Raw genomic sequence first — 14,287 nt, 5'->3', positions numbered from 1 at the left:
AAAGGCAATCCGGGATCGAACGAAAGGATCGGCAGATGGCCTTCACCCCCAAAGGAAAACACCTTGTCGCCGGCGAATGGCTCGACGGCGCGGGCACCTTCGCATCCGCACCCGCCCATGGTCCGGTCCATCAGTTCGCCACCGGCACTGTCGAGCTCGTCAACCGTGCCGCTGAAGCCGCCGAAGAAGCGTTCCTGAGCTACGGTTACTCGACCCGGGCTGAACGCGCCGCCTTCCTGCGCGCCATTGCCGACGAGATCGAGGCACGCGCCGACGTCATTACCGAAATCGGCACCCAGGAAACCGGCCTGCCGGAAGCGCGCCTGCAGGGCGAGCGCGGCCGCACCACCGGCCAGCTCCGCCTCTTCGCCGACCACATCGAAAAGGGCGAGTATCTCGACCGCCGTTTCGATGCGGCCCTGCCCGAGCGCCAGCCGGCGCCCCGCCCGGAGATCCGCCTGATCCAGCGCCCGATCGGCCCGGTCGCCGTCTTCGGCGCCTCGAACTTCCCGCTCGCGTTTTCGACCGCCGGCGGCGACACGGCTGCCGCACTCGCCGCCGGTTGCCCGGTTGTCGTCAAGGGGCACTCGGCCCATCCGGGCACCGGTGAGATCGTCGCTGAGGCCGTCGAAGCGGCAATCCGCAAGACCGGCGTGCATCCCGGCGTCTTCTCGCTGATCCAGGGCGGCAACCGCCAGGTCGGCGAAGCGCTGGTACAGCATCCGCTGATCAAGGCCGTGGGCTTTACCGGGTCGCTCGCCGGTGGCCGCGCGCTCTTCAATCTCTGCGCCGCCCGTCCCGAGCCGATCCCGTTCTTCGGCGAACTCGGCTCGGTCAACCCGATGTTCCTGCTGCCGGAAGCGCTGAAAGCTCGGGCCGAGACGCTCGGCCAGGGCTGGGCCGGCTCGCTGACCATGGGTGCCGGCCAGTTCTGCACCAACCCCGGCATCGCCGTCGTCGTCGAAGGCGCCGACGCCGACCGCTTCACCGCGGCGGCCGTCGAGGCTCTCGGCAAGGTGGCGCCGCAGACGATGCTGACCGACGGCATCGCCAAGGCCTATCACGACGGCCAGGCGCGCTTTGAAAGCCGCAACACCGTGAAGCCGCTGCTGACGACCGAATCCTCCGGCCGCTCGGTCTCGCCGAACCTGTTCGAGACATCGGGCGACCAGTTCCTTGCCGACCATGCGCTCGGCGAAGAGGTGTTCGGCCCGCTCGGCCTCGTCGTCCGCGTCGGCTCGACCGGCGAGATGGAACAGCTCGCCCGCGGCTTCGAGGGACAGCTGACGACGACGATCCACATGGATGCGGCCGACCTCGAAACCGCCCGGCGCCTGCGTCCGATCCTCGAGCGCAAGGCCGGCCGCGTGCTCGTCAACGGCTTCCCGACCGGCGTCGAGGTTGTGGATTCGATGGTTCATGGCGGCCCCTACCCGGCCTCGACCAACTTCGGCGCCACCAGCGTCGGCACGATGTCGATCCGCCGCTTCCTGCGTCCGGTTGCCTACCAGAACATGCCGGAAGGCCTGCTGCCCGAGGATTTCCAGGGCTAAGACGCGCGGAAAAAAGGTGGGCGGCCTGCCGCCCGCGACCGCAAGACACGACAGATCGCTGCGCAGGCATCCCATTTCGCGAAACAAATGGGATGCCTGAGCGCGTTCTACGATATGATGATATACTTTTTGTATACTAATTGTATTTTTCTATTGATTTGTGCTCTCTAAAACGGAATAGTGCCTCAGCCGTAAAACGGCACTCATTTCAGGGAGAGAGATAATGAAGACTTCGGTGCTCGCGCTCGGCCTCGTTGCGGCCGCTGCTCTGACCAGCCAGGCCCATGCCGACAAGCTGGATGACGTCATCGGCTCGGGTACGCTGCGTTGCGCAGTGGTGCTCGACTTCCCGCCGATGGGTTCTCGCGACGAGAACAACAACCCGATCGGTTTCGACGTCGACTATTGCAATGACCTCGCAAAGGCGCTCGGCGTCACCGCCGAAATCGTCGAGACCCCGTTCCCGGAGCGTATTCCCGCTCTGATGTCGGGCCGTGTCGACGTCGGCGTTGCCTCGACCTCCGACACGCTTGAGCGTGCAAAGACCGTCGGCATGACGATCCCCTACTTCGCCTTCGAAATGGCCGTCACCGCCAACGAGAAGTCGGGCGTCAAGTCCTTCGAAGACATGAAGGGCAAGGTCGTCGGCGCCACCGCCGGCACGTTCGAAGCGATCGCGCTCGAAAAGCAGGTCAAGGAATGGGGCGCTGGCGAGTTCCGTCCGTACCAGACCCAGGCCGACGTCTTCCTCGCGCTCAGCCAGGGCCAGATCGACGCCACGGTTTCGACCTCGACCGTCGCCCAGGCCAACGTCAAGGGCGGCAAGTTCGCCGGCATCTCCGTCGTCGGCAAGGCACCGTTCGACACCGACTACGTCGCGCTCTTCACCAACCGCGAAGAATACGGCTTCATCAACTTCCTCAACCTCTTCATCAACCAGCAGGTCCGCACCGGCCGCTACGCTGAACTTTACGAAAAGTGGGTCGGCGGCGAACTTCCGGACCTTACGGCAAAGGGCGTTTACCGCTAATATGCCGTTCATCTGGCGGCGCGAAGTGTAGCTTCGCGCCGCTATTCGTTTCCGAAGAGGTGAGACGAAACATGTTCAGTTATACCTTCCATTGGAACCAGGCGCTCAAAGCCCTGCCGCAGATGCTCGATGGAGCACTGGTCACCTTGCAGGTGGCCCTGCTCTCGATGGTCATCGGCCTGGCGCTGGCGCTCGCGCTGACGGCCTGCCGCCTGTCGGGCAATCGCATCCTCGGCGGTTTTGCCACCGCCTGGGTCGAGATCGCCCGCAACACGCCGGCGCTGTTCCAGATCTACATGGCCCATTTCGGCCTCGGCAATTTCGGCATCCACCTGAGCCCCTATACGGCGCTGCTCGCAGGGATCGCCTTCAACAATGCCGGCTACCTCGCGGAAAACTTCCGCGGCGCGCTCAAGGCCATTCCGGATACCCAGACGCGGGCCGGCCGCTCGCTCGGCATGACCCCGGTGCAGGCCTTCCGCTACATCGTGCTGCCACAGATGCTGCGCATCGCCTTCCTGCCGGTTACCAACCAGATGGTCTGGGCGATCCTGATGACCTCGCTCGGCGTCACGGTCGGCATGAACACCGACCTTGCCGGCATCACCCAGGAACTGAACGCGCGCTCGTTCCGCACCTTCGAATTCTTCGCGATCGCGGCGGTCATCTACTACCTGATCGCCAAGGCCGTGACGCTCGGGGCGCGCCTGCTCGCCGCGCGCATGTTCCGCTACTAAGGAGAGGTGAGAGATGTTCAATACCGCCCTCACCCTCGCTGACCTCGGCTTCCTGCTGCAGGGCGCCCTGATGACGCTTGCGGTCACTGCCGTGTCGGTTACGGCCGGCACCGTGCTCGGCATCATCTTCGGCGTCGTGCGCAATCAGGTCGGCCCCTATTGGGGTGCACCGCTCACCTTTGTGCTCGACGTCTTCCGTTCGGTGCCGCTCTTGATCCAGCTTGTGCTTGCCAATGCCTTCCAGGCGATCGCCAAGCTCGGCTGGGCGCCGTTCACGACCTCCTGCGTGGTGCTGTCGCTCTATACGGCCGCCTATTGCACCGAGATCGTGCGCGGTGGCATCGCCTCGGTTCCGCCGACGACCCGCCGCGCGGCCCGCTCGCTCGGCATGACCTGGTGGCAGGACATGCGCTACATCGTGGCGCCGCTTGCAACCCGCGTTTCGCTGCCGTCCTGGATCGGCCTGACGCTCGGCGTCATGAAGGACTCGGCCCTCGTCCTCTGGCTCGGCCTGATCGAGCTCTTGCGCGCCTCGCAGGTTCTCGTCACCCGCCTGCAGGAACCGCTGCTGATCCTTCTGATCTGCGGCGCCATCTACTTCCTCATCAGCTTCCCAATCGCCCGGCTCGGCGGTTACCTTGAAAAACGGTGGTCCAATGATTGAGATCCAGAACGTTCGCAAATCCTTCGGCTCGCTGGAGGTTCTCAAAGGCATCGACCTCACCGTCAACAAGGGCGAGGTGCTGACCATCATTGGCGGCTCCGGCTCGGGCAAGTCGACGCTGCTGACCTGCATCAACGGCCTCGAGCCGATCGATGCGGGCCGCATCCTCGTCGACGGCACCGAGGTCCACGCGAAATCAACAAACCTCAACAAGCTGCGCAGCAAGCTCGGCATCGTCTTCCAGCAGTTCAATGCTTTCCCGCACCTGACCGTGCTTGAAAACGTCATGCTGGCGCCGCGCAAGGTGCTTGGCCTTACCAAGGAAAAGGCCGAGGAGAACGCCATCAAGCAGCTCACGCATGTCGGCCTCGGCGAGAAGCTCGGCGTCTATCCGACCCGCATGTCGGGCGGCCAGCAGCAGCGCATGGCCATCGCCCGGGCGCTTGCCATGTCGCCGGAATACATGCTGTTTGACGAAGTGACCTCGGCACTCGATCCGCAGCTCGTCGGCGAAGTGCTCGACACGCTGCGCATGCTGGCGTCCGAGGGCATGACGATGATCTGCGTCACCCATGAAATGAAGTTCGCCCGCGAAGTCTCCGACCGCGTCGCCTTCTTCCACAAGGGCGTGATGGCGGAAATCGCGGCACCCGAAGCGCTCTTCGGCGCACCGAAGGATCCGGAACTCCAGAAGTTCCTGGCAGCGACGCACTGAGACGATCATGAAGGATGCAGTTCAGCCTGACGTCATCGTCATCGGCGCCGGCGTTGTCGGCCTTTCTGCGGCGATCGCCGCCCAGGCACGGGGGCTTTCCGTCACCGTGCTCGACCGGGAAGGCCCGGCAGCAGGTGCCTCGGCGGGCAATGCCGGGGCCTTCGCCTTCACCGACATCCTGCCGCTCGCCTCACCCGGCATCCTGAAAAAGGCGCCGAAGTGGCTGCTCGACCCGCTCGGACCCTTGAGCGTGCCGCCGGCCTATGCGGCACAGATCGCACCGTGGATGTTCCGCTTCTGGCGCGCCTGCTCAGCAAGCCGCGTGGCGCACTCGACGACCGCGCAGACGGCGATCATGGACCTCTCCAAGGCGGAGCTGGAACCTTTTCTGGCCGAGACCGGCACGCTGCCGATGCTGCGCAAGGAAGGCAATCTCCAGGTCTATGAAAGCGAAGCCGAGCTGAAGGCATCGCTTCCCGGCTGGAAGGCTCGGGCCGAACACGGCATCGAATTCCGCCATATGGGTGCGGCCGAAATGGCCGAGATCCAGCCCGGCCTTGCGCCGCGCTTCACCCATGGCACCTTCACCCCCGGCTGGTACTCGATCGCCGACCCGAAGCTCTACACGCTGGCGCTCGCCGACCATTTCCGTGCCAAGGGCGGCAAGATCGAACGGGCCGAGGTGACCGCACTGAAGCCGGTCGAAGGCGGCGTCGAGCTGACGGCTAGCGGCAAGACACGGCGCGCAGACCAGGTGGTGCTGTCGGCCGGCGCCTTCTCCCACCAGGTTGCCCGCACGCTCGGCGAGCGCATCCCGCTCGAAACCGAGCGCGGTTACAATACCACACTGCCGCAGGATGCCTTTGACCTGCGCACCCAGGTCACCTTCGGTGGCCACGGCTTCGTCGTGACCCGGCTTTCGACCGGCATTCGCGTCGGCGGCGCCGTCGAGCTCGGCGGCCTGAAGCTGCCGCCGAACTATCGCCGCTCGGAGGCGATGCTGAAAAAGGCGCAGGCCTTCCTGCCCGGTTTCCGGAGCGAAGGCGGCGTACAATGGATGGGCTTCCGCCCGTCGCTGCCCGACAGCCTGCCGGCGATCGGCCGCGCCCGCGCAACGGGCCGCGTCGTCTATGCCTTCGGCCACGGCCATCTCGGCCTCACGCAATCGGCCGGCACCGCACGGCTGGTCGCCGATCTCATCACCGGCCAGCGGCCGGCGATCGACATCAGCTCCTTCTCGCCCCAACGTTTCTGACAGAGTTTAGACCATGGCCAACCACACCTTCTCCTGCATCGACGGCCACACCTGCGGCAATCCGGTCCGCCTCGTTTCCGGCGGCGGGCCACGGCTCGACGGCGCCAACATGCTGGAGAAGCGGGCGCATTTCCTGCGCGAGTTCGACTGGATCCGCACCGGCCTGATGTTCGAGCCGCGCGGCCACGACATGATGTCCGGTTCGATCCTCTATCCGCCGACCAGGCCCGACTGCGACGTGGCGGTGCTCTTCATCGAAACGTCGGGCTGCCTGCCGATGTGCGGCCACGGCACGATCGGCACCATCACCATGGCGATCGAAAACGGCCTCATCACCCCGCGCGAACCGGGAAAGCTTTCGATCGATGCGCCGGCCGGCAAGGTCGACATCACCTACCGCCAGGAGGGCCGCTTTGTCGAAGAAGTGCGGCTGACCAACGTTCCGGGCTTCCTCTACGCCGAGGGGCTGACGGCCGAGGTCGAGGGTCTCGGCGAGATCGTCGTCGACGTCGCCTATGGCGGCAATTTCTACGCCATCGTCGAGCCGCAGAAGAACTTTCGCGACATGGCCGACCACACGGCCGGCGAACTCGTCGGCTGGAGCCCGAAACTGCGGGCGGCGCTGAACGCAAAATACGAGTTCGTCCATCCGGAGCATCCGGAAATTAAGAGCCTCAGCCACATCCAGTGGACCGGCAAGGCGACCAAGGCCGAGGCGCATGCCCGCAACGCCGTTTTCTACGGCGACAAGGCGATCGACCGCTCGCCCTGCGGCACCGGTACGTCCGCGCGCATGGCCCAGCTTGCCGCCAAGGGCAAGCTCAAGGTCGGCGACGAGTTCGTGCACGAGTCGATCATCGGCTCGCTGTTCAAGGGCCGCGTCGAGGCGGCGACCAAGGTCGCCGATCGCGACGCCATCATCCCGTCGATCGCCGGCTGGGCCCGCATGACCGGCATCAACACGATCTTCATCGATGACCGCGACCCCTTTGCTCATGGATTTGTCGTAAAATGACCCAACCGATCTCCGCCCGCAGCATTCTTTCCGGCTCCGCCGATGGCCCCATCATCGCCACGCAGGAGGCTTTAAGTTTCTGGGGCGGGGTCGATCCGGCGACCGGCCGGGTCATCGACGTGCACCACCCGCTGCACGGCCTCTGTCTCACCGGCGGCATCCTGATGATGCCGTCGAGCCGCGGTTCTTGCACCGGTTCGGGCGTGCTGCTCGACATGGCACTGACCGGCCGCGCGCCGGCCGCTCTGGTGTTTTCGGAAGCCGAGGACGTGCTGACGCTTGGCGCGCTGATTGCCGCGGAAATGTTTGGCAAGTCCCTGCCGGTGCTGCGCCTATCGCGTGACGCCTTCAGGGCGCTGTCTGAGGCGAAGACGGCGCGGATCACTGACAAGACCATCGAGGCGGATGGCCTGACGATCGCGGTCGTCCCGCCGGCAACGACCACCCTCGATCTTACCGAAGACGATCGCGCCATGCTCGACGGCCGCGACGGCGTCGCGGTGCAGCAGGCGATGCGCATCATCGCGGCGATGGCGGCTGGACAGGGTGCGGAAAGGCTTATCGACGTGGTGCAGGGCCACATTGACGGCTGCATCTATGCAAGTCCCGCCAACCTCACCTTCGCCGAGAAGATGGCGGACATGGGCGCCAAGGTGCGGGTGCCGACGACGATGAATGCGATCTCGGTCGATCGCGCCAACTGGCAGGCACAGGGCGTGCCGGAAAGTTTTGGCGATCCGGCAGCACGGCTTGCCGACGCCTATGTGCGCATGGGCTGCCGCCCGACCTTCACCTGCTCGCCCTACCTGCTCGACAGCGCGCCGAAGGCGGGCGAATCCATCGCTTGGGCGGAATCGAACGCCGTCATCTTCGCCAACACCGTGCTCGGTGCGCGCACGGCGAAACATCCTGACTTCCTCGACCTCTGCATCGCGCTCACCGGCCGTGCGCCGCTCTCGGGCGTCTATCTCGACGCGCCGCGCAAGGCGACGCGCGTCATCGACGTGGAGCTGCCTGACAATATCGACGATGCCTTCTGGCCGCTGATCGGCTACCTCGCCGGAAAGGCTGCGCCCGATCGCATCCCGCTGCTGCGCGGTCTTGCCTCGGCAAAACCCTCGCGCGACGACCTGAAGGCGCTCTGCGCTGCCTTCGGCACGACGTCCGCATCGCCCATGCTGCATGTCGAGGGCGTGACGCCAGAAGCAGCGGGCGCCGTCGCCGAGGATGCTGACCGCACGAAGATCACGCGCGCCGACATGGCGGACGCCTGGTCGCTCCTGAACGAAGGGCCGGCGGAAGTCGAGCTTGTCGCGATCGGCAGCCCGCATGCGTCGCTCGAGGAATGCCGCGCGCTGGCCACAGCGTTCGACGGCCGCAAGCGCGACAGCAATGTCGCCGTCATCGTGACGGCGGGACGCGACGCGATCGCTGCAGCAAGGGACGAAGGTCTGCTCTCGCGCCTTGAAGCGAGCGGCATCCAGGTCTTGCCGGATCTCTGCTGGTGCTCGATCTCCGAGCCGGTGTTCCCTACGAAGACGCGGGCGCTGATGACCAATTCCGGCAAGTACGCCCATTACGGCCCCGGCCTCTCCGGCCGCGCCGTTCGCTTCGGCAACCTCGCCGATTGCGTCGAGGCGGCGCTGACCGGCCGCGTGCCGGCGCGCCTGCCGGCCTGGCTTTCCTGACGGCTCTGTTCCGCGCTCAGGCGCCGCTGCGCGGCGGTGCCGTCGAGGCGCGCGGTACCAGATGACAAGCAAGCTCGACCCGTCGCGGCGGCGCCGGGATGCCGGAGAGCGTGTCGCGCAAGAGGTCGAGCGCAACCGAGCCGATCTCGCGCATCGGGATATGCATCGTCGTCAGCGGCGGATTGAGGAAGGCCGCCTGCGGCAGGTCGTCCATGCCCATGACCGAAACGTCACCCGGAACCGAAAAGCCTTTCTGCTGGATACCGACCATGGCCCCGACGGCAAGGCTATCGCCAGCCGCAAGCACCGCCGTGAAGTCCAATCCCCGATCGGCGATGCGCTGCATCAACGCCTGCATTGCCAGTTCCGGCAGCCAGTCCTCGACGGTCACGAGCAGGTCGTCGTCGGCAGGCAGTCCCTTCGCCAGCAAGCCGTCACGCCAGCCTTCATAGCGCCGCTCGATCGTGCGGCGTCCCGGCCGCATCAGAAACAGGATGCGTTCATGGCCAAGTTCCGTCAGGTGATCGGTCGCAAGCCGCGCGCTTGAGCGGTTGCAGGGTGTGACGCTCGACAGACGCATGAACGGGTCGTCGCTGTTCAGGAGCACCACCGGCTTGTCGAAGCCGCGCGTCGCGGCCAGCATGCCCTCGTCGTCGATGGTGAGGAACAGGAGGCCAGCAACCTGTTCGTCTCTTTCGGCCTCGGCAAGCACGGCCAATTCTTCGTTCCGGTCGGCAATCGGTCGCGTGACGATTTCAAGGTCGAGCGCCTGGGCCCGCTCCTTCAGTCCCTCCAGCACATAGTGGGTGAACTGATTGCGCACATAGTCGATCATTGCCGCACTCGACGCCGCGACGATGACCTTCTGGCCGGCGACCGCCGTCGGAATCATGTAGTTGGCGTTCTTCGCCGCCTCCAGCACCTTCTGGCGGATTTCCGCGCGCACGCCCTTCTCGCCCGCGAGCGCCCGTGAGGCGGTGCTGAGCGACACGCCGCAGGCCTCGGCAATATCCTCCAGCCTTACCTTCTTGCTCTTCTTGCCGCGCTTGCCGGCCAACGGTTTGACGGTCATCCGCTCCTCCCTTGCCACAATACTGGGAAAAATTTTCATATTGCGCAAGAAAAAATGTCATGCCTTTATCGTCTCAACAAAGCCGAGGGAAGAGCGGCTCAAGGAGGAGGAGCGCCATGGGCCTCAACGCCCACGATATTCGCATGGGTCTCGATCGTCTTGTCGGCGGCATGACCGGTCTCAAGCATGACGGCCGTTTCGACGAGCCGAACCTCGACGGCTCGGCTGGCGACTACATCAGCTTCGACAGCTGGGAATGGCCGCAGGGCGTCGGCCTCTATGGCCTGATCAAGCTCTGGCTGTTCACCGGCCGCGACGACATCCGCCAGCTCATCGAAGGTTGGTACGAGGGGCGTCTGGCCGCCGGTCTGCCCGAGCTCAACGTCAACACGACCGCACCCATGTTGGGTCTTTCGGTTCTCTGGGCGAAAACCGGGAACCCGCGCTGGAAGCCGTTGCTCGACGCGTGGGCGAACCGGGTGATGAGCGACATGGGTCGCACGCCCGAAGGCGGCTTCGAGCATCATGTTTCCGACAAGGTCAACGACAACGAGCTCTGGGACGACACGCTCTACATGGTCGCCCTTTTCCTCGCCTCCTACGGCCAGGCGAGCGGCCGGCGCGAGCTGGTCGACGAAGCCTCCAGGCAGTTTCTCGTGCACGCCCGCTATCTCGCCGACACCCAGTCGGGCCTCTGGTTCCACGGCTGGACCTTCGACGGCCGGCACAATTTCGCCCGCGCCCGCTGGGCGCGCGGCAATGCCTGGATCACCGCCGGCATGCTCGACCTCTTCGACCTCGCCGAGATCGCGGCGCCGGTGAAGGAGTATCTGCGCGGCGTGCTCGTCACCCAGGTCGAGGCGCTCCTGCCGCTGCAGACCGCGTCGGGCGCCTGGCGCACTCTGCTCGACGATGCGTCGTCTTATGAAGAAATCTCTGCGACCGCCGGCATCGGCTACGGACTGCTGAAGGGCTATCGCCTCGGCTACGGCACACCGGCCTGGCGCGCGGCCGGTCTCAACGCGCTGGATGCCGTCATGCGCAACATCGACGAGAGCGGCACGGTGCTCAACGTCTCCTACGGCACCCGCATGGGCCACGACCTGCAATTCTACAAGGACATCCCCATTCAGCCGACCGGCTATGGCCAGGCACTGGCAATCCTGTGCCTTTCCGAAGCCCTGAAGCATGTCGGCGCGGAAGGACAGGCAGCATGACGATGAAGGTTCTCTACGGGGCAAACCCCGAAGACATCAAGACTTACGACACGGCGCGGCTGCGCCGCGAGTTCCTGATCAGCGATCTCTTCGCCGAGGACGCGGTGAGCTTCACCTATACCCATGTCGACCGGCTGATCCTCGGCGGCGCCATGCCGAAGACGAAGAGCGTTTCCTTCGGATCGGGCGCCGAGATCGGCACGCCCTATCTGCTTTCGGCCCGCGAAATGGGCATTGCCAATCTCGGCGGCACCGGCATGGTCACCGTCGACGGCCGGAGCTTCACGCTCGAAAATCGCGATGTGCTCTATGTCGGGCGCGGCGCGAAGGAGATCGTCGTCTCGAGCGAAAGCGCCGATCGCCCGGCACGCTTCTACATGAACTCGGTGCCCGCCGGCGCCGACCTGCCGCACCGGCTGGTGAAGAAGGCCGAGGCGAAGGCGATCGAACTCGGCGATACCAAGCGCTCCAACAGGCGCCGCCTCGTCATGTATATCCACCCGGAAGTCATGCCCTCCTGCCTGCTTCTGATGGGCATTACCGACCTCTCGGAAGGCAGTGCGTGGAACACCATGCCGCCGCATGTGCACGAGCGACGCATGGAAGCCTATTGCTACTTCGACATGGCGCCCGAAGACCGCATCGTCCACGTGATGGGCGAGCCGGACGAGACACGGCACCTGATCGTCGCCGACTGCGATGCGGTGCTGTCACCCGCCTGGTCTATCCATATGGGCGCCGGCACCGGCCCCTATGCCTTCGTCTGGGGCATGACCGGCGAAAACCAGGAATATAACGACGTCACCCCCGTAGCCTTGGCTGAGCTGAAATGAGCGATACGATTTTCCATCTGAAGAAGAGCCTCGTTCCGGGGCAGGCCATCGGCTACTGGCAGCTCGGCGCGATCGCCGAGGAGCGTTTCGACGTGCCGGACCAGCCGATGAAGGGCGAAATGGACCCCTTCTTCTTCCTGACCAAGCACAAGAACTTCATTCCGCACGAATATCCCTGCCGCACCATCTTTGCCGAACAATATCGCGGCAAGCGACCCGATGTGCGCGGCGCGTTCGCAGCGACCCGCTGGTGGCTGCCCTTCGGCTCGCCGCGGCTCGATCTCTCCGGCTTCTGGTTCCGGCCGACACGGCTTGCGACCTGGGCCCGCACCTCGATCGAAGTCGAGACCGCAGGAACGGCAAAGATCCGCCTCGGCACCTGCGGCGGCGCGGTGGTCTTCCTCAACGGCGCCGAAATCGGCTGGATGGCGCCCTATAGCCGTAACCTCGAAGCCAAGGCCGAGTTCGACCTGCCGCTTCAGGCCGGGCTCAACGAGGTCACGATCTTCTTCGATGATCTCGCAGAGCGTGACGCGCGCTATTTCTTCCAGCTTGACTATCTCTCCGGTCCTTCTGCAAGTGTAGCGCTGCCCGTCCCCTGCTCGAGTTCGGCCGCTGCCGAAATCGAGACTGCGCTCGACGGCATGCATTTCGACCGCACCGCCTATTTCGAAGGCGACATCACCCTCAATTTCGCAGCCGCGCTGCCGCTCGACGTCAAGGTCAATGTCGCGGTCGAAGGCGACTTCATGTCGACCGAGCGCTTCGACCACGACTTCGTGTTGAGGGCCGGCGACCGTAGCCTGCGGGTGGGCGCATCCGAGGATACCCCGGCCGACTTCCGCCATTTCCGCATCACGCTCGATGCCGGCGGCTTCGTCGCCTCGCGCTCGCTCGGCGTCGAAATCTGCCATACCGGACGGCAAGGCAAGCCGCCGGAAGCACTTTCCGCCCGCATCGCCGAGACGCTGGACGAGATCTCCGGATTTTCCGAACGTGACACGGTGCGCGCCTTTGCGAGGCTTGCAAGCGGCCGCGGCGGCGCCGACACCGACGCGATGATCGAGGAGATCCTGCCCTCGATCGAGGACTGCCACGACTGCGCCGACTTTTCGCTGGTGCCGCTCATCTGGTCGCGCGCGAGCTGGGGCAAGGATATCGGCGAGAAGACCCGGGACCGCATCGACCAGGCGATTCTTAGCTTCCGCTACTGGATGGACGAGCCCGGCAACGACGTGCAGTGGTATTTCTCCGAAAACCACGCGCTGCTGTTCCACACCTCGGCCTATCTCGCCGGCCACCTCTTTCCTGAAGCCACCTTCCGCCGCTCGGGCCGCAAGGGAAGCGAGCAAAGCGCCGTCGGTGCTGCGCGTGTTCGCGCCTGGCTCGATCACTTCGAAGCCTGGGAAATGGCGGAATTCAACTCCGCACCCTACTTCCCGATCGACCTCAAGGGCCTGACGGCGCTGGCAGCGCTTTCGCCCGACGCCGACATCGCCGAGCGCGCCAGGAAGGGCATTGTCCGCCTTTGCGAGATCATCGCCCGCTCCGCTCACCATGGCATGGTGACGGCCGCCCAGGGTCGCTCCTACGAGCACACGCTCTGCGCCGGCCGTTCGCTCGAACTGTCGGGCGTCGCCCGCCTGCTCTGGGGCAAGGGCTGGTACGGCCGCCGCGTGCACGCGCTGCCGCAGCTTGCCGTCTGCCTGCGCGACCACCGCCTCGTCGTGCCGGAAGCGCTCGCCGCTGTCGCCTGCCACGAGGACGATGCACAGCACCAGGAATGGCGCTTCGCCCAGGGCGAAAACCGCTTCGCAGCACTCTACCACTACAAGGGCCGGCACTTTGCCATGGGCTCGGCGGCGCATTATCGCTGGAACGAATGGGGCTACCAGGAAACGGTGCTGCACCTGCGCCTTGGTCAGCGCCCGGAAGCGGCGATCTGGATCAACCACCCGGGCGAGACCATTCAGTTCGGGTACGGCCGGCCATCCTATTGGGGTGGTTGCGGCACCCTCCCTCGTGCCCACCAGTACAGGGGGCTGGCCGTACTCGACTTTTCGACCGTCAGCGAACAGCCGGATTTCACCCATGCCTGGTTCCCGGTCGCCGAATTCGACGAGAGCAGGGTGAGTGGCAAACTCGCGCTGGCCCGCAGCGGCCGCGGCGCCGTTGTCCTGATTGGCGCTAGCGGTCTGATCCCCGTCACCGACGGCCCGTCGGCCAATGCGGAACTGCGCCAGGCCGGACACAGGACACGCTGGATCGTGCGCGTGTGCGAAGCCACCGATCTCGCCGGCGTGGAAGACCGATTTGCAGCACTTGCGGTCGAAGAGACCGGCGACGGATCTCTTGTCATCAACGACCCCGAGTATGGCCGCGTCGTCTTCCGTCAAGACGGTTCGACGGAAGCGGAAGGGCGCACGATCGTCGCCAAGGATTTCACCGTGGCAGGCGAGGTCACCATGCTGGCCGCAGGCTGACGAACGAGAATTGCGCCGGCCGGGA

At 65.2% G+C, this 14,287-nt stretch carries 12 protein-coding genes; 11 read left to right on the top strand and 1 reads right to left on the bottom strand.

Going from position 1 to position 14,287, the window contains the following annotated elements:
- Positions 1-35: 35 nt before the first annotated feature.
- From C1A35_RS22700 to lhpI, 8 genes are all read left to right on the top strand, one after another.
- Entirely contained in the window at positions 36-1,553 is a 1,518-nt protein-coding gene (locus C1A35_RS22700) for an aldehyde dehydrogenase (NADP(+)) (protein ID WP_104666530.1), read from the top strand.
- 223 nt (positions 1,554-1,776) lie between these two features.
- Positions 1,777-2,583, top strand: coding sequence for an ABC transporter substrate-binding protein (locus tag C1A35_RS22695; RefSeq protein WP_034798420.1), 807 nt, complete (start codon positions 1,777-1,779; stop codon positions 2,581-2,583).
- Between the two features lie 71 nt (positions 2,584-2,654).
- The gene (locus C1A35_RS22690; protein ID WP_104666529.1) at positions 2,655-3,320 is read left to right on the top strand and encodes an amino acid ABC transporter permease; all 666 of its coding nucleotides are present in this window, start codon (positions 2,655-2,657) and stop codon (positions 3,318-3,320) included.
- 13 nt (positions 3,321-3,333) lie between these two features.
- Positions 3,334-3,984, top strand: a complete 651-nt coding sequence (locus C1A35_RS22685) for an amino acid ABC transporter permease (RefSeq protein WP_104666528.1) — start codon at positions 3,334-3,336, stop codon at positions 3,982-3,984.
- On the top strand, positions 3,977-4,699 hold the full coding sequence (locus C1A35_RS22680) for an amino acid ABC transporter ATP-binding protein (RefSeq protein ID WP_104666527.1): 723 nt from the start codon (positions 3,977-3,979) through the stop codon (positions 4,697-4,699). The genes C1A35_RS22685 and C1A35_RS22680 overlap by 8 nt, the downstream gene beginning before the upstream one ends.
- 7 nt (positions 4,700-4,706) lie before the next feature.
- Complete coding sequence (locus C1A35_RS22675) at positions 4,707-5,954, top strand: NAD(P)/FAD-dependent oxidoreductase (RefSeq protein ID WP_104666526.1); 1,248 nt, start codon at positions 4,707-4,709, stop codon at positions 5,952-5,954.
- 13 nt (positions 5,955-5,967) lie between these two features.
- A complete protein-coding gene (locus C1A35_RS22670) occupies positions 5,968-6,969 on the top strand; it encodes a 4-hydroxyproline epimerase (RefSeq protein ID WP_104666525.1) in 1,002 nt (333 codons plus the stop codon).
- Positions 6,966-8,657 (top strand): cis-3-hydroxy-L-proline dehydratase, encoded by a 1,692-nt coding sequence (lhpI, locus tag C1A35_RS22665; RefSeq protein ID WP_104666524.1) that lies wholly within the window; start codon positions 6,966-6,968, stop codon positions 8,655-8,657. Before C1A35_RS22670 ends, lhpI begins: the two co-directional genes overlap by 4 nt.
- Positions 8,658-8,673: 16 nt before the next feature.
- Here lhpI and C1A35_RS22660 read toward each other — a convergent pair whose 3' ends face one another.
- Positions 8,674-9,729, bottom strand: coding sequence for a LacI family DNA-binding transcriptional regulator (locus tag C1A35_RS22660; RefSeq protein ID WP_104666523.1), 1,056 nt, complete (start codon positions 9,727-9,729; stop codon positions 8,674-8,676).
- A 116-nt stretch (positions 9,730-9,845) separates the two neighbouring features.
- On the opposite strand from C1A35_RS22660, the gene bglB reads away from it, so the two are divergent.
- The 3 genes from bglB to C1A35_RS22645 are packed head-to-tail and all read left to right on the top strand — an operon-like array spanning position 9,846 to position 14,262.
- Positions 9,846-10,946, top strand: a complete 1,101-nt coding sequence (gene bglB / locus C1A35_RS22655) for a beta-galactosidase BglB (protein ID WP_104666522.1) — start codon at positions 9,846-9,848, stop codon at positions 10,944-10,946.
- Positions 10,943-11,779 carry a 5-dehydro-4-deoxy-D-glucuronate isomerase gene (gene kduI, locus C1A35_RS22650; RefSeq protein WP_104666521.1) on the top strand — a complete coding sequence of 279 codons (837 nt, stop codon included), beginning with the start codon at positions 10,943-10,945 and terminating at the stop codon, positions 11,777-11,779. The genes bglB and kduI overlap by 4 nt, the downstream gene beginning before the upstream one ends.
- Positions 11,776-14,262 (top strand): hypothetical protein, encoded by a 2,487-nt coding sequence (locus C1A35_RS22645; protein WP_104666520.1) that lies wholly within the window; start codon positions 11,776-11,778, stop codon positions 14,260-14,262. The genes kduI and C1A35_RS22645 overlap by 4 nt, the downstream gene beginning before the upstream one ends.
- Positions 14,263-14,287 lie beyond the last annotated feature (25 nt).

The sequence above is a fragment of the Ensifer adhaerens genome, assembly GCF_002940685.1.
GTDB lineage: Bacteria > Pseudomonadota > Alphaproteobacteria > Rhizobiales > Rhizobiaceae > Ensifer > Ensifer adhaerens_E.
This window is presented reverse-complemented; position numbering and strand designations above follow the sequence as displayed.